This is a genomic window from Pseudarthrobacter sp. MDT1-56 (assembly GCF_059383555.1).
Genome location: NZ_JBWZCK010000005.1, coordinates 262,910 through 287,609 on the forward strand (window position 1 = coordinate 262,910; position 24,700 = coordinate 287,609).

22 protein-coding genes and 1 pseudogene are annotated in these 24,700 nt (G+C 66.0%); 21 read left to right on the forward strand and 2 right to left on the reverse strand.

Features of this window, described 5'->3' with window-relative positions; genetic code table 11:
• Nucleotides 1–42: 42 nt before the first annotated feature.
• Nucleotides 43–957 carry a formyltetrahydrofolate deformylase gene (gene purU / locus AC50YC_RS09490; RefSeq protein WP_494953281.1) on the reverse strand — a complete coding sequence of 305 codons (915 nt, stop codon included), beginning with the start codon at nt 955–957 and terminating at the stop codon, nt 43–45.
• A gap of 120 nt (nt 958–1,077) precedes the next feature.
• On the opposite strand from purU, the gene AC50YC_RS09495 reads away from it, so the two are divergent.
• The 17 genes and pseudogenes from AC50YC_RS09495 to AC50YC_RS09575 all read left to right on the forward strand — a co-directional run bounded on the left by AC50YC_RS09495 (nt 1,078) and on the right by AC50YC_RS09575 (nt 20,664).
• Nucleotides 1,078–1,761, forward strand: a complete 684-nt coding sequence (locus AC50YC_RS09495; protein ID WP_494953282.1) for a GntR family transcriptional regulator — start codon at nt 1,078–1,080, stop codon at nt 1,759–1,761.
• A gap of 206 nt (nt 1,762–1,967) precedes the next feature.
• Entirely contained in the window at nt 1,968–3,266 is a 1,299-nt protein-coding gene (gene glyA, locus AC50YC_RS09500) for a serine hydroxymethyltransferase (protein ID WP_494953335.1), read from the forward strand.
• On the forward strand, nt 3,263–4,483 hold the full coding sequence (locus AC50YC_RS09505; protein WP_494953283.1) for a sarcosine oxidase subunit beta family protein: 1,221 nt from the start codon (nt 3,263–3,265) through the stop codon (nt 4,481–4,483). The genes glyA and AC50YC_RS09505 overlap by 4 nt, the downstream gene beginning before the upstream one ends.
• Nucleotides 4,484–4,497: 14 nt before the next feature.
• Nucleotides 4,498–4,905, forward strand: a complete 408-nt coding sequence (locus tag AC50YC_RS09510) for a sarcosine oxidase subunit delta (protein WP_494953284.1) — start codon at nt 4,498–4,500, stop codon at nt 4,903–4,905.
• A complete protein-coding gene (locus AC50YC_RS09515; protein WP_494953285.1) occupies nt 4,902–7,880 on the forward strand; it encodes a 2Fe-2S iron-sulfur cluster-binding protein in 2,979 nt (992 codons plus the stop codon). The genes AC50YC_RS09510 and AC50YC_RS09515 overlap by 4 nt, the downstream gene beginning before the upstream one ends.
• On the forward strand, nt 7,873–8,508 hold the full coding sequence (locus AC50YC_RS09520; protein WP_494953286.1) for a sarcosine oxidase subunit gamma: 636 nt from the start codon (nt 7,873–7,875) through the stop codon (nt 8,506–8,508). The genes AC50YC_RS09515 and AC50YC_RS09520 overlap by 8 nt, the downstream gene beginning before the upstream one ends.
• On the forward strand, nt 8,508–9,881 hold the full coding sequence (locus AC50YC_RS09525) for an L-serine ammonia-lyase (protein ID WP_494953287.1): 1,374 nt from the start codon (nt 8,508–8,510) through the stop codon (nt 9,879–9,881). The genes AC50YC_RS09520 and AC50YC_RS09525 overlap by 1 nt, the downstream gene beginning before the upstream one ends.
• A 461-nt stretch (nt 9,882–10,342) precedes the next feature.
• Nucleotides 10,343–10,927: a TetR/AcrR family transcriptional regulator gene (locus AC50YC_RS09530; RefSeq protein ID WP_494953288.1), complete on the forward strand. Its 585-nt coding sequence runs from the start codon at nt 10,343–10,345 to the stop codon at nt 10,925–10,927.
• A gap of 331 nt (nt 10,928–11,258) precedes the next feature.
• Nucleotides 11,259–12,962, forward strand: coding sequence for a choline dehydrogenase (gene betA, locus AC50YC_RS09535; protein ID WP_494953289.1), 1,704 nt, complete (start codon nt 11,259–11,261; stop codon nt 12,960–12,962).
• Between the two features lie 33 nt (nt 12,963–12,995).
• The gene (locus AC50YC_RS09540) at nt 12,996–14,555 is read left to right on the forward strand and encodes an aldehyde dehydrogenase family protein (protein WP_494953290.1); all 1,560 of its coding nucleotides are present in this window, start codon (nt 12,996–12,998) and stop codon (nt 14,553–14,555) included.
• Nucleotides 14,556–14,712: 157 nt separating this feature from the next.
• Nucleotides 14,713–16,263: an APC family permease gene (locus AC50YC_RS09545; protein ID WP_494953291.1), complete on the forward strand. Its 1,551-nt coding sequence runs from the start codon at nt 14,713–14,715 to the stop codon at nt 16,261–16,263.
• Between the two features lie 259 nt (nt 16,264–16,522).
• Nucleotides 16,523–16,672: a hypothetical protein gene (locus AC50YC_RS09550; protein WP_494953292.1), complete on the forward strand. Its 150-nt coding sequence runs from the start codon at nt 16,523–16,525 to the stop codon at nt 16,670–16,672.
• A gap of 127 nt (nt 16,673–16,799) precedes the next feature.
• The gene (locus tag AC50YC_RS09555; RefSeq protein ID WP_494953337.1) at nt 16,800–17,210 is read left to right on the forward strand and encodes a hypothetical protein; all 411 of its coding nucleotides are present in this window, start codon (nt 16,800–16,802) and stop codon (nt 17,208–17,210) included.
• A gap of 8 nt (nt 17,211–17,218) precedes the next feature.
• Nucleotides 17,219–17,287, forward strand: a pseudogene (locus AC50YC_RS09560) (helix-turn-helix domain-containing protein); the annotation flags it as partial.
• 194 nt (nt 17,288–17,481) lie between these two features.
• Entirely contained in the window at nt 17,482–18,633 is a 1,152-nt protein-coding gene (locus tag AC50YC_RS09565; RefSeq protein WP_494953293.1) for a DUF6226 family protein, read from the forward strand.
• 117 nt (nt 18,634–18,750) lie between these two features.
• Nucleotides 18,751–19,959 (forward strand): acyltransferase family protein, encoded by a 1,209-nt coding sequence (locus tag AC50YC_RS09570; protein WP_494953294.1) that lies wholly within the window; start codon nt 18,751–18,753, stop codon nt 19,957–19,959.
• A gap of 102 nt (nt 19,960–20,061) precedes the next feature.
• Complete coding sequence (locus AC50YC_RS09575) at nt 20,062–20,664, forward strand: hypothetical protein (RefSeq protein ID WP_494953295.1); 603 nt, start codon at nt 20,062–20,064, stop codon at nt 20,662–20,664.
• Between the two features lie 27 nt (nt 20,665–20,691).
• Here AC50YC_RS09575 and AC50YC_RS09580 read toward each other — a convergent pair whose 3' ends face one another.
• Nucleotides 20,692–21,111, reverse strand: coding sequence for a GlcG/HbpS family heme-binding protein (locus AC50YC_RS09580; protein WP_494953296.1), 420 nt, complete (start codon nt 21,109–21,111; stop codon nt 20,692–20,694).
• 162 nt (nt 21,112–21,273) lie between these two features.
• On the opposite strand from AC50YC_RS09580, the gene AC50YC_RS09585 reads away from it, so the two are divergent.
• The 4 genes from AC50YC_RS09585 to dhaK are packed head-to-tail and all read left to right on the forward strand — an operon-like array spanning nt 21,274 to nt 24,667.
• On the forward strand, nt 21,274–22,137 hold the full coding sequence (locus AC50YC_RS09585) for a class II fructose-bisphosphate aldolase (RefSeq protein ID WP_494953297.1): 864 nt from the start codon (nt 21,274–21,276) through the stop codon (nt 22,135–22,137).
• On the forward strand, nt 22,137–22,979 hold the full coding sequence (locus AC50YC_RS09590) for an HAD-IA family hydrolase (RefSeq protein WP_494953298.1): 843 nt from the start codon (nt 22,137–22,139) through the stop codon (nt 22,977–22,979). Before AC50YC_RS09585 ends, AC50YC_RS09590 begins: the two co-directional genes overlap by 1 nt.
• Complete coding sequence (dhaL, locus tag AC50YC_RS09595) at nt 22,976–23,614, forward strand: dihydroxyacetone kinase subunit DhaL (protein ID WP_494953299.1); 639 nt, start codon at nt 22,976–22,978, stop codon at nt 23,612–23,614. The genes AC50YC_RS09590 and dhaL overlap by 4 nt, the downstream gene beginning before the upstream one ends.
• A gap of 57 nt (nt 23,615–23,671) precedes the next feature.
• Nucleotides 23,672–24,667: a dihydroxyacetone kinase subunit DhaK gene (gene dhaK / locus AC50YC_RS09600; protein WP_494953300.1), complete on the forward strand. Its 996-nt coding sequence runs from the start codon at nt 23,672–23,674 to the stop codon at nt 24,665–24,667.
• Nucleotides 24,668–24,700: the final 33 nt, after the last annotated feature.

Here is a 24,700-nt window from a genome sequence, read left to right on the forward strand (position 1 = left end):
CTGATATTCGTGTGTTGTCTCTGCGGGTTTGGTGGCTTCTACTTACCTGAACACGACGGTGCTGGTCCGATCCAGCAGGACACGGTGTTGGCAGTGCCAGCGCACGGCGCGGGACAGTGCCAGTGCCTCCGCGTCCTGGCCAACCGTTGAAAGGGCGGTCGGTCCGTAGCTGTGGTCGACCCTGATGACTTCCTGTTCGATGATTGGTCCCTCATCCAGTTCCGCGGTGACGTAGTGGGCCGTGGCGCCCACCAGCTTGACGCCACGATCGTAGGCCTGGTGGTACGGGCGGGCACCCTTGAATCCCGGGAGGAAGGAATGATGGATGTTGATAGCGCGTCCTGCCAAAGAGCGGCAAAGGTCGTCGGACAATACCTGCATGTACCGGGCGAGTACGACGAGGTCGATGTTATGCTCGTCCACCAATTCCAGCAGGCGCCGCTCGGCATCTGCCTTGGTCTCGGGGGTCACCGGGAGGTAGATGAAGGGGACGCCGGCGGCCTCGGCCATGGCCCGGTGGGTTTCATGGTTGGAAACCACAAGGGCGATGTCGCCGCCGAGGCTTCCGCCCCGCCAACGAAACAGCAAGTCGTTCAGGCAGTGGCCGAACTTGGACACCATGACGAGGAGGCGTTGCTTCGTCTCGTCATGAAAGCTGAATTTCATATCGAAGCGGTCAGCGATCGAACGGAATTCTTCCTCGAGCCCGTCCGGGGTGTGGGCAGAGGGGCCCGAGAATGCGGTGCGCAGATGCAGAGTCTCGCGGAGGCCGTCATCGAACTGCTGGTGTTCTTCGATGTTGAAGCCGCGCTCAAAGAGGAACGTGGTGACCGCGTGGACGATGCCTGCGCGTTCGACGCACGACAAAGTGAGAACGAACTTCTTCGTCGGCTCTTCGCCGAGAACCTCCGGCTGGGGCAGCGTGCTGGTAGATGCGTCAGTCGCCATTAGCGTCATGTCTCCGCCTTTAGATATATTCCTAGAATTGATACTGATATATTAGATTTGATCACCAGCGTATACTGATCATTGGGGGAGGTCAATAGCCTTCTCACTGGAATTGAAAGGGGTCCACGGATGGCTGTCGAAGCTTGGGTGCGTGCTGGTGATGATGCCGCAAGGAGGTCGCTGGCGGATGTGGCCTATGAACGCATCCGGGACCGGCTGCTGATGCTGGACATCAAACCCGGCGACCTCCTTAATGATGACCAGCTCGCGAAGGACCTTGGCGTCGGGCGGACACCGGTGCGCGAAGCCTTGAAGCGGCTGGAGCTCGATCGCCTCGTTGTGTCCTACCCGCGAAGAGGAACTTTCGCGACGCGCGTGGAGGTTACTGACCTTGCGTTCATTTCCGAAATCCGAACGCAGCTTGAACCCCTCGCCGCTGCCCGGGCTGCGCGCGTGGCCACGGCGTCTGCCAGGGAGCAACTGCGCGATGTTATGCGCGCCGTTGAGGCATTCGACGCGGGCGCAGCGTCCGTCGTCGAAACACTGCGGCTGGACGCCAGTGTGCACCGAGGCATCTATGCTGCCGCCGGCAATCCCCACCTTGAGGATGTCCTGATCCGCTACGACAATCTCGCAACACGAATCTGGTGCATGGTCCTGGATCGCCTGCCCGACCTGTCCCGGCACGTCCATGAGCATGTGGACCTGCTCCGCGCCGTTATCGACGGAGATGAGGCAGGGGCCGCTGAGCTCGCACGGATCCACGTCAGTGGCTTCGAGCACGCGGTACGCGAAGCTCTTTTCGCCGCCTGAGGCAGGCGCCGCCGGCCACGAAACTAAAGCGCAGCCCTGAACGGGCTGCGCTTTAGCCCGTTCCGGGCCGCTTTGGTCCGCTGCGTGGCCCCCAGCCCCGCCGGCCAGGCCGGCCGGGAAATCTGTTGACACCTACCGGCACGGATAGCATACTTGAGTCACTGAACTAATATATCAACAGGATATTAGAGAGACTAGGAGACATGATGGTCGATGTTTTGACCCGCTCGCTCGCAGAGACCGATCCCCAGATCCACGCCGCTGTGCACCAGGAATTGCTGCGCCAGCAGGGCACACTGGAGATGATCGCCTCCGAAAACTTTGCGCCGACTGCCGTCATGGAAGCCCAGGGATCTGTGCTGACCAACAAGTATGCCGAGGGCTACCCCGGCAAGCGCTACTACGGCGGCTGCGAGCACGTCGACGTGGTCGAGCAGCTGGCCATCGACCGCCTCAAGTCCCTCTTCGGCGCCGAATTCGCTAATGTCCAGCCCCACTCCGGCGCCCAGGCCAATGCAGCGGCGATGTTCGCCCTCATCCAACCCGGCGACACCATCCTGGGGCTGAACCTCGCACACGGTGGCCACTTGACGCACGGGATGCGCATAAACTTCTCCGGCAAGCTCTACAAGGTGGTCCCGTATGGAGTCGCCGAAGACACCATGCTGATTGACATGGCTGAAGTCGAGCGCCTGGCGCTCGAGAACAAGCCGAAGCTGATCGTCGCCGGCTGGTCCGCTTACTCCCGGCAGCTGGACTTCGCCGAGTTCCGCCGTATCGCGGACCTGGTAGGTGCCTACCTGATGGTGGACATGGCGCATTTCGCAGGCCTGGTGGCCGCGGCGCTTCACCCCAACCCCGTGCCTCACGCCCACATTGTCACGAGCACCACCCACAAGACCCTTGGCGGCCCGCGCGGTGGTGTGATCCTGACCAACGACGCCGACATCGCCAAGAAGGTCAACTCCGCGGTGTTCCCCGGACAGCAGGGTGGCCCGCTGGAGCACGTCATTGCGGCGAAGGCTGTTGCGTTCAAGCTCGCTGCTGAGCCGTCGTTCCGCGACCGCCAGGAACGCACCCTGGAAGGCGCCCGCATCATCGCAGAACGCATGCTGTCCGCCGACGTTGCAGAGTCCGGCGTGACCGTAGTCAGCGGTGGCACTGACGTGCACCTGGTCCTGGTGGATCTGCGCAATTCGGAACTGGACGGCCAGCAGGGCGAAGACCGCCTGCACCGGATCGGCATCACGGTCAACCGCAACGCCGTGCCCTTCGACCCGCGTCCGCCGATGGTCTCTTCCGGTCTTCGTATCGGCACGCCGGCACTGGCCACGCGTGGCTTCGGGAAGGCAGAATTCACCGAGGTCGCGGACATTATCGCCGCAGCACTCAAGCGCGAGTTCAGCGACGAGACCGTGGCGGAACTCCGGCAGCGGGTTGAAATCCTGGCCGGAAAGTTCCCCCTCTACCCCAACCTCTCCTCTGACGTGACCGAGGTGGCATGATGGCCGATCTGCTTCCGGAGCACCCGGAATTCCTCTGGCACAACCCGGACCCCAAGAAGAGCTACGACGCCGTGATTGTGGGCGGTGGCGGGCACGGCCTCGCCACGGCCTACTTCCTGGCCAAGAACCACGGCATGACCAACATCGCCGTCCTGGAAAAGGGCTGGCTGGCCGGCGGCAACATGGCCCGGAACACCACGATCATCCGTTCCAACTACCTCTGGGACGAAAGCGCGGCGATCTACGAGCACGCCCTGAAGCTCTGGGAAATCCTGCCCGAGGAGCTCGAGTACGATTTCCTGTTCAGCCAGCGCGGCGTGATGAACCTCGCCCACACCCTGGGCGATGTGCGCGAAAGCATGCGCCGCGTGGGAGCGAACAAGCTCAACGGCGTGGACGCCGAGTGGCTGGACCCGCAGCAGGTCAAGGAACTCTGCCCCATCCTGAACATCAACGACAACATCCGCTACCCCGTCATGGGCGCCACCTACCAGCCGCGCGCCGGCATCGCCAAGCACGACCACGTCGCCTGGGCGTTCGCCCGCAAATGCGACGAACTCGGCGTGGACATCATCCAGAACTGCGAAGTCACCGGCTTCGTCAAGGACGGCAACAGGGTCACCGGCGTCAAGACCAACCGCGGCACCATCAACACCGAAAAGGTCGGCCTCTGCGCGGCCGGGCACAGCTCGGTCCTCGCGGAAATGGCCGGGTTCCGGCTGCCCATCCAGTCCCACCCGCTCCAGGCGCTCGTGTCCGAACTGCACGAGCCGGTCCACCCGACCGTGGTGATGTCCAACCACGTCCACGTCTACGTCTCCCAGGCGCACAAGGGTGAACTGGTCATGGGCGCCGGCGTCGACTCCTACAACGGCTACGGCCAGCGCGGCTCGTTCCATGTGATCGAGCACCAGATGGCAGCCGCCGTCGAGCTTTTCCCGATTTTCGCCCGCGCCCACGTGCTCCGGACCTGGGGCGGGATCGTGGACACCACACTGGACGCCTCCCCGATCGTCGGCACCACCCCGGTGGAGAACATGTTCGTCAACTGCGGCTGGGGCACCGGCGGCTTCAAGGGCACCCCGGCCGCGGGCCTGACGTTCGCCCACACCATCGCCACGGGAACTCCGCACGAACTGAACAAGCCGTTTGCGCTGGAGCGGTTCGAAACCGGCGCCCTGATCGACGAACACGGCGCCGCCGCCGTGGCCCACTAGAAGAGAGTCCGGACATGCTCCTCATTTCATGCCCCAACTGCGGCTCCCGCGACGAGACCGAGTTCCACTACGGCGGCCAGGCCCACGTGGCCTATCCGGAGAACCCGAACGAACTGAACGACCGCGAATGGGCCGAGTTCCTGTTCTACCGCGACAACACCAAGGGCGCCTTCGCCGAACGCTGGCTGCACAGCACCGGCTGCCGCCAGTGGTTCAACATGCTCCGCGACACGGTCACCTACGAGATCCAGGCTGTCTACCCCATGGGGGCAGCCCGTCCGGACAAAGCCGCCCCGGCACCTGAATCCGGCACCGCCAGCACCGCCCCGGACAGCACCACCACCGGGACCGCGGCTCCGGACATCACCGGCACAAGCACATCCCCCGCCAGCGCCACCGCCCCGGAAGGAGCAACCAAGTGACTTCCCAGAACGCCCGCCTCGACGCCGGCGGACGCATCGACCGAACCATCTCCTGGCGTTTCACCGTGGACGGCGAGGAATTCACCGGCCACCCCGGCGATACCCTCGCCTCGGCCCTGCTCGCCAACGGCCGCATCGCCGCCGGCAACTCGCTGTACGAGGACCGCGCCCGCGGCATCATGTCCGCCGGCGTGGAGGAATCCAACGCGCTGGTTCGTATTGAACCCCGGTTCCCGGGGCACGTAGCCGAGTCGATGCTCCCGGCCACTACCGTCACCCTGGTGGACGGCCTGAAAGCAGAGCTGCTCAACGGACTGGGCAAGCTGGATCCGGAGGAGGACCGCGCCGAGTACGACAAGAAGTACGTCCACACCGACGTCCTGGTGATCGGCGGCGGCCCCGCGGGCCTGGCCGCGGCCCGCGAGGCCGTACGCACCGGCGCCCGGGTCATCCTGATGGACGACCAGCCCGAGTTGGGCGGTTCGCTCCTGTCAGGATCCACGGCTCCCGGCCTGGTCGAGGCCATTGAAGGCAAGCCGGCCCTGGAATGGGTGGCGGACGTTGAAGCCGAATTGGTTTCCGCTGCCGAGTGCACCGTCCTGAACCGCACCACCGCCTTCGGTGCCTACGACGCCAACTACGTCATCGCCGTCCAGAACCGCACCGACCACCTGTCCAGCCCCGCAGCGCCCGGTGTGTCCCGCCAGCGGATCTGGCACGTGCGCGCCAACCAGGTGGTGGTTGCTCCCGGCGCCCACGAACGCCCGCTGGTCTTCGAGAACAACGACCGCCCCGGCATCATGCTCGCCTCGGCCGTCCGCACTTACCTCAACCGCTACGCCGTCGCGGCCGGACAGCGCGTTCTCATCAGCACCACCAATGACAGCGCCTACGCACTGGCTGCGGACCTGCAGGCCGCCGGCGTCAAGGTCGCCGCCGTCGTCGACGCCCGTGCCAAGTTCACGGACGTTGCTGCGGCCGCCGTCGAAGCAGGCACCCGGGTGCTGATCGGCAGCGCCGTGGCCGCCACCGCCGACGGAACAGGAACAGCCTCGGACGCCGGCGACGGCCGGCTCACCGCCGTCACGGTCCGCAGCATCAACGACGACGGCGAACTCACCTCCGGCATCGAAGAGGTCCCCTGCGATCTGCTGGCCGTTTCCGGTGGCTGGAGCCCGCTGGTCCACCTGCACTCCCAGCGGCAGGGCAAGCTGCGCTGGGACGACGAGCTCGCCGCCTTCGTGCCGAGCACCGTGGTTCCGAACCAGCAGACCATCGGCTCCGGTCGCGGCAGCTTCGAGCTCGAGGACTGCGTGGCCGAGGGCATCTCAGCCGGAGCATCGGCAGCCATCGCCGCAGGCTTCAGCCCTGAAAATGCTGGCGCAGTCGTCGAGCCCGCCCCCATCGGCGAACCGAAGGCGTCGGCCCCGACCCGGCAGCTGTGGCTGGTGCCCGGCCAGTCCGGCACCCCGGAGGACTGGCACCACCACTTCGTGGACTTCCAGCGTGACCAGTCCGTAGCCGACGTCCTGCGCTCCACCGGCGCCGGCATGCGCTCGGTGGAACACATCAAGCGCTACACCTCAATCAGCACCGCCAATGACCAGGGCAAAACCTCCGGCGTCAACGCGATCGGCGTCATCGCCGCCGCGCTCCGCCAGGCAGGGGAAGCCTCGCGCGGGATCGGCGACATCGGCACCACCACCTACCGTGCACCGTTCACCCCGGTGGCGTTCGCGGCACTCGCCGGACGCCAGCGCGGCGAACTGTTCGACCCCGCCCGCGTCACCTCCATCCACCCCTGGCATGTGGCCCGCGGCGCCCTCTTCGAGGATGTCGGGCAGTGGAAGCGCCCCTGGTACTACCCGCAGGCGGGGGAGGACATGGACGCCGCAGTGCTGCGGGAATGCGCGGCCGTCCGCGAATCCGTCGGTTTCATGGACGCCACCACCCTGGGCAAGATCGAGATCCGCGGCCAGGACGCCGGTGAGTTCCTCAACCGCATTTACACCAACGCGTTCAAGAAGCTCGCCCCGGGTTCCGCCCGTTACGGCGTGATGTGCATGGCAGATGGCATGATTTTCGACGACGGCGTGACCCTGCGTCTCGACGAGGACCGGTTCTTCATGACGACCACCACCAGCGGCGCCGCCAAGGTCCTGGACTGGCTGGAGGAGTGGCTGCAGACCGAATGGCCGGACCTGGACGTGCACTGCACCTCGGTGACCGAACAGTGGTCCACCATTGCCGTCGTCGGGCCCAAATCCCGCGCGGTACTCGCAAAGGTGGCCCCGCAGCTGGCCGCGGACGGCGGGCTGGAAGCGGAAGCCTTCCCGTTCATGACCTTCCGCGAAACCACCCTCGCCTCCGGCGTGCAGGCCCGGGTTTGCCGGATCTCGTTCTCCGGCGAACTGGCCTACGAGATCAACGTTCCGTCCTGGTACGGGCTGAACATCTGGGAAGCTGTGGCCGCCGCGGGAGCGGAATTCAACATCACCCCGTACGGCACCGAAACCATGCACGTGCTGCGGGCCGAAAAGGGCTACCCGATCGTCGGGCAGGACACCGACGGCACCGTCACCCCGCAGGACGCCGGCATGGAATGGGTGGTGTCCAAGGCCAAGGACTTCATCGGCAAACGCTCCTACGCCCGCAAGGACGCCGGCCGCACCGACCGGAAGCACCTGGTCAGCGTCCTTCCCGTGGACGGAACGATCCGGCTGCCCGAAGGAACCCAGCTGGTGGAAAAGGGGATTGCCACGAACCCCGCCGACGGACCCGTCCCCATGCAGGGATTCGTGACCTCGAGCTACCATAGCGCGGCGCTGGGACGTTCCTTTGGGCTGGCACTGATCAAGAATGGCCGCAACCGCATCGGCGAGACCCTCGTGGCCGCCGCCGGCGACCAGCTCGTGGATGTTGTCGTCGCAGAAACCGTACTTTATGACCCCGAAGGGACCCGCAAAGATGGCTAAGACAGCAGCACTGACAGGCGTCAATGGACTCCGGGACATCCGCCGCAGCCCCGCCTCCCACCTGGCCGAGGCCCTGAGTGCCGGCTCCGTCCCGGGCCAGGTCGTCCTCCACGAAGGCCCGTTCCAGACCATGGTCGGAGTCCGCGTGGACCCCCGTTCCGAGGAAGGCTCGCGAATCGCCCGCGTAGCCGGCAACCTGCCGGCGCGCTGCGGCGAAGTGACCGGCACGGACAGCATCAGCGTCCTCTGGCTCGGACCTTCCGAGTTCCTGGTGGTGGCACCGGAAGCTGCCCATGATTCCTTGGGTGGCACCCTCATCGGATCCCTCGAGGAAGCACTGGGCGACGCCCCGGGCCAGGTGGTGGACCTCTCCGCGAACCGCACCACGTTCGAGCTCTCAGGCCCGCAGGCCCGGGCAGTTCTGGAAAAGGGCTGCGCCCTTGACCTGCACCCCCGCAGCTTCACTCCGGGAACAGCCCTGAACACCGAGGTGGGCAACATCCCGGTGGTTCTTGAGAAGACCGGGGAGGAAAGCTTCCGGCTCTTCCCACGCGCCTCCTTCGGAGACTTCCTGGGCCGGTGGCTCCTCGATGCAATGCGCGAGTACGGCTCGCCGGAGGTCCCCTGATGGCGCTTAGCGTCCTGGATCTCTTTTCCGTTGGCATCGGGCCCTCGTCGTCACACACGGTCGGCCCGATGCGGGCGGCAAAGCTGTTCGCCGACGGACTCAAGGGCGACGGCCACCTGAGCGCCACCAAACGCGTCCAGGCTGAGTTGTTCGGTTCCCTCGGTGCCACCGGGCGGGGCCATGGCTCGGACAAGGCCGTGGTCCTGGGCTTCACAGGGCTGGATCCGGAAACCGTGGACACCGCTACGGCTGATGACCAGGTGGCCGCAGCAGCCCTCGACGCCGAACTGTGGGTGTGCGGGGACCACCGGGTGGATTTCAACTGGGACGAGGACGTGGTGCTGCACCGGCGCAAGTCCCTCCCGGCCCACCCCAACGGCATGACCTTCCGGGCCCTCGACCACACCGGGGCCGTCCTGAGCGAACGGAGCTTCTACTCCATAGGCGGCGGCTTTGTGGTGGACGGCGACGCCGACGCCGGCGACCGCGTGGTGGCCGACGCTACAGTCCTCCCCTTCCCGTTCACCACCGCCGACGAACTCCTGGAGATCTGTCAGCGCGAGGACATGTCCATCTCCGACGTCATGCTCGCCAACGAACTCGTCTGGCGCAGCGAAGCGGAGCTCCGCGAAAAGCTGCTGGCACTGTGGTCGGTCATGCGCGAATGCGTGGACAACGGCTGCGCCGCGGAAGGGATCCTTCCCGGCGGATTGAACGTCAGGCGCCGGGCGCCGTCGTTATTCCAGACCCTGACCGCGGACACCGGCGTCACCGATCCGCTGCGGGCCATGGAATGGGTGAACCTCTACGCCCTTGCCGTCAACGAGGAAAACGCCGCGGGCGGCCGCATCGTCACCGCGCCCACCAACGGCGCGGCAGGAATCGTCCCCGCCGTCCTGCACTACTACGTGAAGTTTGTTCCCGGCGCCAACGACGACGGCGTGGTCCGGTTCCTCCTGGCGGCGGCCGCCGTCGGAATCCTCTTCAAGATCAACGCCTCCATCTCCGGAGCCGAAGTGGGCTGCCAGGGCGAGGTCGGATCGGCCTGCTCCATGGCGGCGGCCGGGCTCTGCGAAGTCCTGGGCGGCACCCCCGCGCAGGTGGAAAATGCCGCTGAGGTCGGGATCGAGCACAACCTCGGCCTGACCTGCGATCCCGTGGGCGGACTGGTGCAGATCCCCTGCATCGAACGGAACGCCATTGCCAGCGTGAAAGCTATCAACGCCGCCCGCCTGTGCCTGCACGGGGACGGCCGCCACAAAGTATCCCTCGACAAAGCCATCAAAACCATGCGCGAGACAGGAGCGGACATGAAAACCAAGTACAAGGAAACCTCCCGCGGGGGTCTCGCCGTCAACGTTATCGAGTGCTGAGCCCTGAAGTACCGGTAGCTCCAAGCGTGAACAAGCACCCAGGCAGCCACGAACACGTCACCGTCGCCGGCAGCAACCGCGTCAAGCGCGGCTGGTAGCGGATCATGTGGGATACGAGCCCAGGCCGGACCTCGGCTGGACGCGGGCCGCGCAGCGACTGGGCGAGGCTGACGGGCCACACGGTGGAGGTGTGGCTATTAGGGGAGCACATCGTGACCGGGGTGGTGGAACAAGCCGCTGACGACGACTCCGTCCTTTGGATTGCGGCCGCCGGAACCAGCACGCGAAAGCTCTTTGACAAGCCGACCGGATATAAGATCCGGGCGTAGCCGCCCAGGGAGTGCTACCTCCACCCGTAAGCAGTCTCCCGGGTGGAGGCGCGGTGGCGTGCGACCGCGCATGGGAGCAGGGCGTCCTGTCAGCGGGATGCACCGTCACGATTTTGGCCATATTCTGGCCAAGTGACTACAAACACCGTGAAGTCGGGCCAACAGATTGACAGGCAGGCGCGCATTCTCGAAGCGGCACTGGAGCTGCTGTCACGCCACGGCATCTCAGGTGTCAATATGCGCGCCGTGGCCCGGGAAGCCGGCGTCGCACTCGGGCTGGTGAACTACTACTTCGAAGACAAGATGAGCCTCATCCGTGCGGTCTTGCATCAGATCGACGAACGCGATGTCAAGCTGGTCGCCCCCGATCCGGCATCGCCCCCCGACGGGCAGCTCCAGAAGGCTCTTCGCCGCCTTGCGGACCCGGAATTCCTCACCACCGAACATCTGTCCCTGCGCCTCCACCTCTGGGCTCTCGCGCAGGCCCATGAAGACTTTGCGCTGATTAACGCGGAGGCCTTCGAGCGGTACCTCAGTGGACTCGCGGCGCTGATAGGTAATGCGAAACCTGAACTTTCCAGTGATGAATGTAGGGTGCGGGCGGCGGACATTGTTGTCGTGCAAAACGGGATGTGGCTGACAGCGCTCCTGGGCGTGGACGAGTCCTCCATCCAAAGGAGCATCGCCCGTACTGAGGAGATCGCCTTCGCCGCCTAGCGGGGGGATTGCCCAGGCATTCCGTGAAGGCGCCAGCGCCTTCCAACGACGCTAGGACCCTTCATGCTCGGCCACCGCACGGCCGCCAGTCCCTGGCGCGTACCGGGCCGCCGTAGCCCTTGAACGTAACAAACAAACTTTTCTGAACACTTGTCCAGTAGTGCTATTGAACACTTGTTCAAGCTGCATTACTGTTCAGCGGTATGACCTACACCACACCAGTGACGTCTTACGGTTTCTCCGGAGCGCCACGGTGTACCGCCAGTTCCCGGAAGCAGGATCACCGGCCCTGGGCGGAAGATCTGCGCCAGGCAGAAGGAGAGTTTGCAGCATGACAAAAACCAACTACGACTACGTCATCGTCGGTGGCGGGAGCGCGGGGTCCGTGCTTGCCAACCGTCTGAGCGATGGGGGCCAGAGCAGTGTCCTGGTCCTCGAAGCGGGGCGGAGCGACTACCCCTGGGACCTCTTCATCCAGATGCCCGCCGCGCTGACCTTTCCCAGCGGCAATCCTTTGTACGACTGGCGATACCAGTCGGACCCCGAGCCTCACATGGGCGGCCGTCGGGTAGCGCACGCACGCGGCAAGGTACTGGGCGGCTCCAGCTCAATCAACGGCATGATCTTCCAGCGCGGAAACCCGCTCGACTACGAACGCTGGGGCGCGGACGCCGGGATGGAAACCTGGGACTTCGCGCATTGCCTGCCGTACTTCAACAGGATGGAAAACGCGTCCGCCGCGGACCCGGACGATGAGCTGCGCGGGCACTCAGGCCCCCTCGTGCTGGAACGCGGCCCGGCCACGAACCCCCTGTTCCAGGCTTTCTTCGCCGCCGCCCAGGAAGCCGGGTACCCGCTGACGGATGACGTCAACGGTTACCGCCAGGAAGGCTTCGCGGCATTTGACCGCAACGTCCACAAAGGCCAGCGGCTCTCGGCGTCCCGCGCCTACCTCCGGCCTAATTTCGGCCGGGACAACTTGACCATCCTGACCCGGGCCTTGGTCACCAAGGTCAACTTCACGGGCAACGTGGCTACCGGCGTCACTTACCGCCGCAATGGCAGGACCCACCAGGTGAACGCAGGCGAAGTGATCCTCGCAGGCGGCGCCATCAACACCCCACAGCTGCTCCAGCTCTCCGGCGTTGGAGACGCGGCCCACCTGAACTCCCTGGGCATCAACTCCGTTGTCAACCTGCCCGGCGTCGGCGAAAACCTCCAAGACCACCTCGAGGTCTACATCCAGCACGCCTGCACCCAGCCGGTCTCCATGCAGCCTAACCTTGACCTGTGGCGCTACCCGCTGATCGGGCTCCAGTGGCTGCTGGGCCGGACGGGACCGGCAGCCACCAACCACTTCGAGGGCGGCGGCTTCGTCCGCTCCAACGAGGACGTTGCGTACCCGAACCTGATGTTCCATTTCCTTCCGGTCGCAGTCCGCTACGACGGCCAGAAGGCCGATGCCAAGCACGGCTACCAGGTGCACATCGGCCCCATGTACTCCGACTCCCGCGGCACCCTCAAGATCAAGTCCACTGATCCCACCGTGCACCCGTCCATGGTGTTCAACTATCTCTCCACGGACCAGGACCGCCGCGAATGGGTTGAGGCCGTTCGAGTTGCCCGTGACATCCTGGGCCAGTCCGCCATGGACCCCTTCAGCGGGGGCGAGCTGTCGCCGGGTCGGGCCGTGCAGACGGACGCGGAGATCCTCGACTGGGTTGCCCGCGACGCCGAAACAGCACTCCACCCGTCCTGCACTGCGAAGATGGGCCCCGATTCCGATCCCATGGCTGTAGTGAACCCGCTGGACATGACCGTGCACGGCACCAGGGGCCTCCGCGTGGTGGACGCCTCCGCCATGCCCTATGTCACCAACGGCAACATCTACGCGCCTGTCATGATGCTCGCTGAAAAGGCCGCCGACCTGATCGCCGGCAATGCACCGTTGGCGCCGCAGCACACGGAGTTCTACCGGCACGGCGTCAGCCCGCTGGAGCGTAACGGCAACGCCGCCCCTGCGACCAGGGGCTAGGAATGACGGATGCACACACCAGAAGGAGAGACAATGACTGCCACAGCTGAGCAAGTCCATCAGGCCGGGAAATCACGGGATCCCATCAAGGGCCTTTACATCGGCGGAGCCTGGCAGCAGGCGTCCGACGGCGGCACCACCTCCGTGCGCTGCCCGGCAGACGGTCACGAAGTGGCAGTGGTCGTGTCGTCCACCGTCGAGGACGCGGAGCGGGCGATCGCCAGTGCACGGGCAACGTTCGATGGCGGCCCGTGGCGCAAGCTCACAGATATCGAGCGGGGTAACGTGCTGCTTCGCGTGGCCGACCTGCTTGAGCGGGACAAGGCCGCCTACGCCCGGGCGGAGGCGCTCGACACCGGCAAACGCCTCGTCGAGGCCGAGTACGACATGGACGACATTGCTGCCTGCTTCCGCTACTACGGAAAGATCGCAGGCCTCGACGCCGGCCGGGTGATCGACACGGGCCAGCCCAACGCCATCAGCCGCGTGGTCTACGAGCCGCTCGGTGTCTGTGCCCTCATCGCACCGTGGAACTACCCGCTCCTCCAGGCTGCATGGAAAGTGGCGCCAGCACTCGTCGCCGGAAACTCGTTCGTGTTAAAGCCCAGCGAGCTCACACCGTCCACCTCGATCCTGCTCATGGAAACCCTCGAAGAGGCAGGCGTCCCTGCCGGCGTCGCCAATCTCGTCACCGGACCAGGCTCGACGGTGGGCGGCCCACTCAGCTCCGACCCGCGCGTCGACCTCGTCTCCCTGACCGGAAGCCTGGCCACAGGCCAGACGATCATGGCCGCGGCCGCGGAGACCGTGAAGAACGTCGCCTTCGAACTCGGCGGGAAGAACCCGAACGTCGTCTTCGCGGACGCCGACTGGGACGCCGCCGTCGACAACGCCCTGACTGCTGTTTTCCTGCACTCCGGGCAGGTCTGCTCGGCAGGGGCGCGGCTCGTCGTCGAGGAGTCGATTGCAGACCGCTTTGCGGCCGAGATCGTGGAACGGGCGAAAAAGATCCGGATGGGCGGGCCGTTCGATCCCGACGCCGAGACCGGGCCGCTCATTTCCGCCAAGCACCGGGACCAGGTCCACGCCTACGTACAGGCCGGCATTGCGGAGGGCGCCGAGCTGCTGTGTGGCGGCTACATCCCTGACGAGGGACCGCTCGCCGACGGTTACTTCTACCCGCCCACCGTCCTCGGCAACTGCCGCTCCGGCATGAGCGTACTGCGCGAGGAGTCATTCGGCCCGGTGCTGACCATCGAGACGTTCCGGACCGAGGATCAGGCCATCGCAATCGCGAACGATACAGAGTACGGCCTGGCCGGCGCGGTATGGACATCGGACGCCTCTAAAGCGCAGCGCGTCGCCGGCGCCCTCCGGCACGGAACCGTGTGGATCAACGACTACCACCCGTACGTGCCCCAGGCCGAGTGGGGCGGCTTCGGGAAGTCCGGGATCGGCCGCGAACTCGGCCGGGCGGGCCTCAACGAGTACCGCGAGGCAAAGCACATCTGGCAGAACATCCAGCCCGCGCCCAGCGGCTGGTTCGGGGCGGCTTCGGCTCCGAAGGAAACGGGGGAGGGCACAGCCCACTAGGCAACAGCATTGGGGAAACAGCCGGGCGCCACAACGGCGCGGCGCCCGGTCGCTTGGTTTCATCTGCGTCCAAAGCGGCCGCAAATCACCACCATCGTGCTTTTCTGACTTAGGAGTTCCATTGATAGAACCCAGCAAGAGTACTGATTCAAGCGGCATGGACCAGTTCGGATATGCCCAGACCCTGGACCGAAGCATCGGCAAGTTCGCCAGCTTCGCGGCCGGAGTCAGCTACATCTCCATCCTTACCGGCGTTTTTCAGCTCTTCTATTTCGGTTTCGCGATGGCCGGCCCGGCCTACGCCTGGTCCTGGCCAATTGTCTTCGCCGGGCAGCTGATGGTGGCCTTATGCTTCGCCGAACTGGCAGGGCGTTACCCTGTGGCCGGTTCGGTCTACAACTGGGCCAAAAGGCTCTCCTCCGGCACTTTCGCCTGGCTGGCCGGGTGGTTGTTGTTGATTTCCTCAATTGTGGCCCTGGGTGCCGTGGCGCTGGCCCTCCAGCTCACCCTGCCCCAGATCTGGTCCGGGTTCCAGATCATCGGTGACGGCACCGGCACCTACGACTTCGCCCTCAACGGGGTACTGCTCGCGAGCATCATGATCGGCATCTCCACCCTCATCAACGCGTTCGGCGTGAAACTCATGACCAAGATCAACAGCGTAGGCGTCCTCGTTGAACTTGTTGCCGCGGTGTTGCTTATCCTTGCACTTGCATGGCACATGGTCCGCGGACCCGGTATCCTCTTCGAAACCACCGGGTTTGGGGCGGACCACCCCTTGGGCTTCTTCGGAGTGTTCATCATCGGCGCCATGGCATCGGGCTACGTGATGTACGGCTTTGATACCGCCAGCTCCCTCGGCGAAGAGACGAAGGACCCGAAGCGCACAGCCCCCAGGGCCATCCTGCGGGCGATCACCGCGTCCTTTGTGCTGGGCGGACTGATCCTCCTCACCGGACTCCTCGCGGCCCCGGACCTAAACGATCCCAAGCTAGGCTCTCCTGACGGCGGCCTGCAATACATAGTGCTCTCCGTGCTGGGCGGCCCCTTCGGCAAAGCCTTCCTGCTGTGCATCGTGGTGGCCGTCATGGTCTGTACGCTGGCCGTCCATGCCGCCGCCATCCGCATGATGTTTGCAATGGCCCGGGACAACAACCTTCCCTTCAGCCGCCACCTGGGCAAGGTACACCCCGTCCGGAAGACCCCAACGGTCGCCGCCATCGTGATCGGAATCATCGCGATCATCCCGCTGATCGTGAATGTCTCCCAGCCCGCCATCTTCACCATCCTCTCCAGCATCAGCATTGTCCTGATCTACCTCTCCTACCTGCTGGTGACCGTGCCCATGCTTCGGAACCGCCTGGCCAAAAAGTGGCCGCTGCCCGATGACGGCACCGAGCCCGGCTTCAGCCTGGGCAAATGGGGACTGCCGGTGAACATCCTCGCGGTCCTGTGGGGCGGCGCCATGACTGTGAACCTCATCTGGCCACGTCCGGAAATTTACAACTCCGTGCCGCCATTCGAGTGGTACCTGCAGTGGGGCGGGGTTCTCTTCGTCGCTGCCGTCACCCTCGCCGGCGTCCTGATGTACCGGCTGAAGCTTCGGCACCAGACGGGTGTCCTCGCCGGGCATGCAGCCGCGACCACAGCACCTCCCTCGCTGGGCTCCGCCGAGACGAAATCGGAAGCGCCCATTAGCATGATGTAACGGCCCGGCTCCCGGGCGTGAGGCGGCCACCGCGTGAATTCTTGAAACGACCCACCAAAGTACGTTTCGAAGAGAGCTCACGCGGTGGCCGCACCCATGTGATGGACGGATCCTGGATGCTGATCAGGAGTTTCCGGAAGTTCCGGGGGGCGCGACACTTAAGGGACCATCGTCGGTACCGGGAGGGTCACATGAGCAGATCAAGATCGTCCAGCGTTGTGGTTTCCGCGGCATTTCTATTTGCCGTGTCGCTTTCCGGGTGTGGTCAGCAGGCCGCGCCGCCGGCGTCGGACACTCCGAGCGGACCCGCCGCCTCAGTCACGACAACCGCAGCACCGAGCCAAGGGCCCTCCTCGGGTGGGTCACCGAGCGCTACTGGCGCCCCGACGTCGTCGGCGGCCTGGACTAAGTACACGACGGCGGACGGCCAGCTGACATTCGACTTGCCCGCCGCGTGGACCGTCAGGGATCCCGCCGGTGAGCTGGCAGAAGGTGGTGGCGCATTCGCTGAGGTTAAGAACCAGGCCGGGAAGCCATTGGCTACTCTCCGGACCAACATGGCCACGGGTTCCACCTGTACGGAGCGGTACCCTTACTCCGTCCTGGACTCGCAGGAGATGACGGCGCTCACGCAGAACGGTGCGGCGCCCCGGTACGTGTTCGAGACCCGCGGCAACGCCGAGGATCCCGGGCCAGCGGATACGCCGGGAGCTGCCTACGGCATCGTGACCGGCCCGGTACCAACGGGGGATTCTGCGTGCTACATGTTCCACTTCTTCCTCTGGCCGCCCAACTCTGCCATGTTCGGGGCGTTCTACGACCCTGCCAACAACGTGACGCCTGGAGACGCAACCCTGCCGTATCTGGAGAAGGCGAAGAGGTACGCGGACACTCCCGAGTACCGGGATATCAGGAGGATGATCACCTCGCTGCGGCCGACGAGTTAGGCAAGGGCAACAGCGCCTCAGACATCGGCAAGATGCTCGGAGTCTCCCGCGCCACGGTCTACCGATACCTCACATAGGCGACGGGGCGAGAAACCCCGGTCCGACGACGACATCGAAGCGGCCCGCTCGACCCTCGTCATCGGTCGCAGGCGGGTGGCGGGCCGGTGGCGATGATACCGGGAGAGGTGCGCTTCGCGATGGCATCAATGGCGAACGCCGGTACGAACGTCGGCGGACTCTACGAGGAGCTCGGGGGATTAGGATCGCGGTTATGGGGACAGCAGAGGACTTGTTCGAAGGGCAGCCCACCGGAATGCCGGAACCGATGCCGCGGCGCACGGCGCTGTACCGGGAAGGGGCCGGCCCCGCGGTGGTCCGGCACCTTGAAGCCTATGGCCCGTTCGTTGAATTCTGCGAGGCCCAGGGAGTCCGGGCTGAGGAGCTGGCCGCGGACCCTGAGCGGCTTATCCGGTTCCTGCGCACGGCCGGCTCCCAGCTCGCGGACGACAGCACCCTCCGTGCTGCTGCGGCGGTCTTCGTCGGGAACACCATCGCCGGGCTCCGGCCGGACGCGAAGTGGACAGCCTACGAAGGGGCCCCTTCCACGGTGGGAAACCGGGAGAAGGCGTTCGAGGTTGACCGCCTGCTCGAGGCTCTGCGCAGCGCTGACGACGACGCGGTCCGCGGGCTGATTTCCGTGCTGTCCGACTGGGCCCAGGAAGAGCCGGAGGAGCCCCCGGCAAGGCCCCTTCCGGTGTTCCGGTCAGCGGGACAGCCCCGCTACGTCCGGCCCGCCCTGACGGCTGAGACCTATTACAACCGCGATGGGGAGCCCATTCCCTACGGCCGGCAATGGGGCGCGGGTGCGCCCGACCCGGAGTCCTACAGCGTGGAGAGCCACCCCGAGCGTTTCGCCGGGCTGCACGTCGTCGTCCGTGCCCTGATCGACCATCTCACGGCCGTGTACGACGTCGAGGTCCTGGACAATCCGGTGCATGCCGGCGAGCTGCTGATCGAGGGCCGGGACCTGCTGCGGGCGGTCAAAGTCGCCCCGCGGGATTCCCGGGCGGCGGCCCTGACGTTTGTGCTGACCGGGTATCCGGGGGTGATGGTGCACGCCGGGGTGCTGCATGACTTCGCGTTTCCGGTCTGCGGTTGCGACGCCTGCGACGAAACGGTGGAGACAACAGCCGGCCGACTGGAGAGGCTGGTGCTCTCTGTAGCGGCCGGCGGCTACAGCGAACGCTACCCCGTGGGCCGCAAGCGGTGGAGCGAATACGCCCTGACCGCGTTCGACGGCTCCGGCTCGGAAAGCGGACAAGGCGAACCCGCCTCTGTCGACGACGCCCGCCTCCACGACGCTGAGGTCAGGCTGCGGGATGTGGCAGGCGGGTGGAGCCCCTGGCCGCTGCGCCGGGGCTGATGCCGGAAGCCCGGGGCGGGAATGACGTCGCGGCCACCGGTCCGGTCTCCACGGAACGGACTGAAAATACGCCCAGCCGCCAGGGGCGCAATGTAACGAACTGGTAACATAAGGTGAATGCGCTCTAAAAACGGTCAAACACGAGTCACGCAGCTGGATGGCCTCAGGGGGCTTGCCGCCCTGCTGGTTGTCGCCTGTCACGCCTTGTCAACGCTCCCGGGAATCGGGAACGTTGTCAGTGGCGACCGCTCCGCGGGGCTCAACACCGCGGAGGCGTGGGCCGTCTTCTCCCCGCTGCACCTGCTCTGGAACGGCACTCCGGCTGTCCACGTCTTCTTTGTGCTTTCCGGCTTCGTCCTGGTCCTGCCGTTCACCCGGCCGGGGGCAGCCGGGAAGTGGGCCCAGTACTACGCCAAGCGTTTCTTCCGCCTCTACCTGCCGGCGTGGGCGTCCCTTGCGGTGGCTGTGGCGCTGATGGCCATCATTCCCCGGTCGGCATCGCCGCTGCAGAGCCCGTGGGCGGACATCTACGTCACCGACCCCAGCATGGGCCAGGTCCTCAAGGACGGGCTGCTGCTGCTCAATGCGAGCACCATCAACACCCCGCTGTGGTCCCTCAAATGGGAAGTTCTGTTCTCCCTCCTGCTCCCGGCCTACGTCCTCATCGCCCTCCGCTGGCGGCGCTTCTGGCACGTGAAAATCGGCGTTGCGCTCCTGCTGGTCGCGGTGGGGGCCCTGCAGGACGTGGAGTGGCTGTCCTACCTCCCGATTTTCGCCATCGGGGCCGTCCTCGGCGCCGAGCGTGAGCGGATCCGTGAACTGACCGAGTCCTGGCCCCGCGTCGTCTGGATCTTCGTAGCCGCCGCGGGCATATTCCTGGCCAACGCGGAATGGATCAGCCCCGCGCAGCCGATCCCCGGCGTCGAGGCCGTTGTTACGGTGGGCGCGACGCTGATCGTCCTGCTGTTCGTGTCCTGCCGCTCGGCTAAGAGGATCGGTGACACGGCCGCCGCGCAATGGCTGGGACGCGTGTCCTTCAGCCTCTATCTTGTGCACCTTCCGATCATCCTGGCCGGCGTCACCTTGCTGCGATCGGTCTCGCTTCCGCTGGCGCTCGCCGTCTCCGTGGCCGCCTCGTTTGCGGCCGCCGAGCTGTTCTACCGCTACGTGGAACAGCCGTCCCACCGGCTTTCGATGGCCGTGGGCCGCGCGGTTGGGCGCTGGAGCCGCAGCGAAGAGCCCGCGGACAGTCCGGCCATCCCATGGCGGGCAGAAGCGGCTTCGCCTCCAGTCGTCCCGGAATATGCCGGTTCCCGCTCCCGGTAGCCTGGGGCGGCGCTCATTGGAAGGTGCGGGAGTCCTGACTGGGGTAGGCTCGCCTGCGACCGGATCAAGCATTGATTCCAACTGAAGGGGGCAGGGAATTCCTTGGATCTACTGGGCGGCCTGAGCCGCGACGAACTCCGCATCTATTCTTGGGTTGCGGCCGCCGTCTTCGCGCTCGTGGCCGGCGTCTGGCGTCCGCGCAGGCTTCATTGGACGGCGCTCGGTTCCGTCCTGCTCTTCGCAGCCCTCAACGCGGGCGCCGGGATCTACGTCCTGAACCATTTCGGTGATTCGCGCTGGTCGGCAGGGGGAGACCCGCCGCTGAGCGCTCCGTCGCTTTCCGGGACGCCTCTCGTGGGGCAGTTCCTGGGCCCGCTGGACTCCGCGCTGAACGGAGTGGTCAGTGGGGTCAACGACTTCCTGGCATTCCAGCAGGCACTCCCCGTAGCGCTGGACTTCCTTGCCATCTCCGGCTGGGCCCTGCTGGTGTCGTTTCCGCTCGCCATTCTTGCCGCCAGCATCGGTTTCGCCGTGGCCAGGCGCCGGGCGGCGGACTTCGAAAAATACCGTGCCACCGTTGACCTGCTCAAAGATGAGCTTGAGCAGGTCAAGCGGCAGATCTCGTCAGGGAATTTCGTCGACACGGCACTCCCTGCAGACGGCGCGGTCACTGATGCGCGGCCCGGGCTGACGCGCAGAGGATGATTCAGGGCGGCGCTGAGTGAAGCCCGGTCAGTAAGCCCCGGCTCCGGCCTCGGCGACCTCCTGGTCCTGCTCGATGGTGCCGGTGGACACACCGATCGCGCCCATGATCCGGCCGTCGCGCACCAGCGGGATGCCGCCGGGGAACACCACCAGCCGGCCGCCGTGGGCGTCGCTCAGCCCGTGGATGGGCCCGTGCGGCCGGGTGGCTTCCTGCAGGCCGCCGGTCTCGCACTGGAAGGCGATGGAGGTGTACGCCTTGTTGATCGCGATGGTGATGGAGCCGATGTTGGCCCCGTCCATCCGGGCATGCGCCTTGAGGTTCCCGCCGGCATCCACCACGGCGATGTCCATCGGCTGGCCGATCTCCGCGGCTTTCTTGGCGGCGGCGTCGATGACTTGCTGGGCTTCCTCGAGGGTGATGGTTTCCAGTACGGTTCCGTCGGCCATGGCTCTGATCCTTTTCGCTGGGGGATAGTGGGCCAACTCAAACACGGCACCCGTCCGGCCCGACAGGTGGGGATGACCCCCAAGGGCGCATGCGGGGTTCCCCCCGTACCCGAAGCGGCGAAGCTCCCCTAGCGTGGGAGGCAGCCAACCTAGGAGGTTCCCGTGGGTGTTGTGCCCCTCAAGGACATCGTTGATCCGGCCTTCCATGCCCGTTACGGGGTGCCGGCGATCAACATTTTCAACGACCTGACCATGGAGGGGGTCCTTGCCGCCGCCGAGGAGGCGAACTCCCCGGTCATCCTGCAGACCTCGGTCAAGACGGTCCGGAGCATCGGCTCCCGCCAGTTGTTCGACATGTGGCAGTCACTGACCCGCGGCATCCAAGTCCCGGTCACTCTGCACCTGGACCACTGCCCGGACCGGGATGTGGTCACCGAATGCCTCAAGGCCGGCTGGAACTCCGTGCTCTTTGACGCCTCCAACCTGCCCGTGGCGGAAAACCAGCGCCAGACCATCGAGGTCGTCGCCGAGGCCCGCCAGTACGGCGCACAGGTGGAAGGCGAGATCGAGGCGATCACCGGCGTCGAGGACGACCACGGCTCGGACGACGTCGCTCCGCAGCAGAGCCTGGAAACCGCGCTGAACTTCATCGACGCCACCGGCATCGACGTCTTCGCCCCCTCGATCGGCAACGCGCACGGTTCCTACAAGGCCGCCCCCGTGCTCGACGTCGGCCGCGTCACCGAGATCGTCGAGGCCCGCAACATCCCCATCGCCCTGCACGGCGGGTCCGGCCTGAGCCCGGAGCAGTTCGCGGACCTGATCGCCCGGGGCTGCGCGAAGGTCAACATCTCCACCGCCCTGAAGGAGACCTTCATGAAGTCCTCTCTGGCCTTCCTCAAAGGCGCCGAAGAAAACAACAAGTGGGACCCGCCGTCGCTGTTCAAACACAACCGGGCGGACGTCATGACCATGGTCAAGGAACTCACCGAGCAGTTCGGCAGCGCCGGCAAGGGCGGCCGCTGATGCCGGCGCTCATCTTCGACTGCGACGGCGTCCTCGCCGACACCGAACAGCACGGCCACCTCCCGGCCTTCAACCAGACCTTCACCGAGTTCAACGTCCCCGTGCAGTGGAGCGTGGAGAAATACGGGGAGAAGGTCAAGATCGGCGGCGGCAAGGAACGCATGCGCAGCATCCTCACACCCGACCTCACCGCACGCCTCGGCCTCAGGGACGACGCCGCCGTGGACGGGGCCATTCTGGCCTGGCACCAGCGCAAGACCGCCATCTACAAGGAACTGGTGGCCTCCGGCGTGATGCCCGCCCGGCCCGGTATCGCCCGGCTCGCCCAGGAAGCGCACGACGCCGGGTGGACCCTTGCGGTGGCCTCCACCTCCGCGGAGCCGGCCGTCCGGGCCGTCCTCACCCACGCCGTCGGCGGGGAGCTCGCGCAGCACTTCGCCATGTTCGCCGGCGACATCGTCCGGCAGAAAAAGCCCGCCCCGGACATCTACCTCCTGGCGCTCCGGGAACTGCAGCTGGACCCCGACGACGCGGTGGTGGTCGAGGACAGCGCCAACGGCCTGCGCGCAGCCCTCGCCGCCGGACTCCGCACCCTGGTCACCGTCAGCGGCTACACCCGGGACGAGGACTTCACCGGCGCCTCACTGGTGGTCAGCTCCCTGGGCGATCCCGGCGAGGCCGCCGAGACCCTCGCCAACCCGGCCGGCGTCGAAGTCCCCGGCGCCGTCACGCTGGAGACGCTGCGGGAGATCCTGGACCGGCCGCTGCCCCAGCCGACGTCACAGCCCAGGCCCGGCACCGGCACCCCCACCGCCCCTTCGACCCCGACGGAGACCCCATGACCGCCACCGACCTCGCCGACGTCGAGTACGTCGTCCGCACAATTGCGCAGACCGCCGTCGACAAGGAAAAGGAGTTCGGCGACCTGGACGCCGTCGTCGGTGACGGCGACCTCGGCTATTCCCTGGCCCGCGGCTTCGAGAAGGTCCTGCAGGACTGGGACGCGCTCAAGCGCGACGACGTCGCCACCTTCCTACAGCAGATCGCCCTGGTGATCTCCTCCCGGATCGGAGGGACCTCCGGCCCGTTGTGGGGCACCGCGTTCCTGCGCGCCTCCGCCGCCGCCAAGACCGTGGACAAGATCGACGGCGCCGCCGCCGTCGCGATGCTGCGCGCCGCCGCCGAGGGCATCATGGCCCGGGGCAACGCTAGCCTGGGGGACAAGACGCTGCTGGACGCGCTGGTCCCGGCCACCGACGAACTGGAACGCCAGCTCGCCGCCGACGCCGGACCGGCCGAATGCCGCGCCGCGTTCGCCAAGACCGTCCGGGAATGCGCGGACGCCACCAGCACGCTGGAGGCCAGGCGCGGGCGGGCCAGTTACAGCGGAGAACGCAGCATCGGCTCCCCGGACGCGGGCGCCGTCGCGATCGCCATCATCATCGAACGCATCACCGAGGGCTGGGACCAGCGCTAGCCACTATTTGTTTCTGTTCCTTTTCAACTTGACCATCACAACGACGTGGAGACTCCTATGAAAAAGTTCGTCAACGACCCCAAGCAGTTCGTCCCCGACATGCTCGAAGGCCTGGCCCTGGCCAACCCGGACACGCTCAAGTACGTCCCGGAATACAACCTAATCATGCGCGCGGACGGCCCGGACCAGAACAAGGTCGCGATCGTCCAGGGTTCCGGCTCCGGCCACGAACCGGCGCACGTCATGATCGTGGGCAAGGGCATGCTCGACGCCGCCTGCCCGGGCGACGTCTTCGCCGCCCCGCCGTTTGACTACGTCTACGAGACCACCAAGATGATGGCCTCGCCCAAGGGTGTGCTGCTGCTGGTGAACAACTACACCGGCGACAAGATGGTCTTCGACATGGCCCAGGAAATGTCCTCCGCCGAGGGCATCAACGTCAGGACCCTCTTCATCAACGACGACGTGTCCGTGGAGGACTCCACCTACACGATCGGCCGTCGCGGCGTCGCCGGGAACTTCTTCGTCATCAAGGCCGTCGCGGCCGCCGCCGAGCGCGGCGCGGACCTGGACGAGGTCATCCGGATCGGCGAGAAGGTCAACTCCGTCACCCGCAGCATGGGCGTCGCGCTGACCGCCTGCACCCCGCCGGCCAAGGGCAGCCCGCTGTTCGAACTCGGCCCGGACGAGATCGAGATCGGCGTCGGCATCCACGGCGAGCCGGGCCGTCGCCGTGCCCAGATGATGAGCGCGAACGAGATCGTCGAGGAGATGCTCACCCCGATTGTCGGTGACTTGCCCTTCGGCGACGGCGACCGCGTGGCCCTGATGGTCAACGGCCTCGGCGGCACCCCCATCAGTGAGCTGTACCTGCTCTACGGCCAGGCCCACAAGCGCCTCGCGGAGCAGGGCATCAGCGTGGGCCGCAGCTACGTCGGCGAGTACTGCACCTCCCTGGACATGGCCGGGGCGTCCATCACCCTGGTCAAGCTCGACGACGAGATCGAGTCGCTGCTCATGGACCCGGCCGAGATCCCGATCCGGGTCTTCTAGGCACTGCATCTCGTCCAGTACGACGGCGGAGCC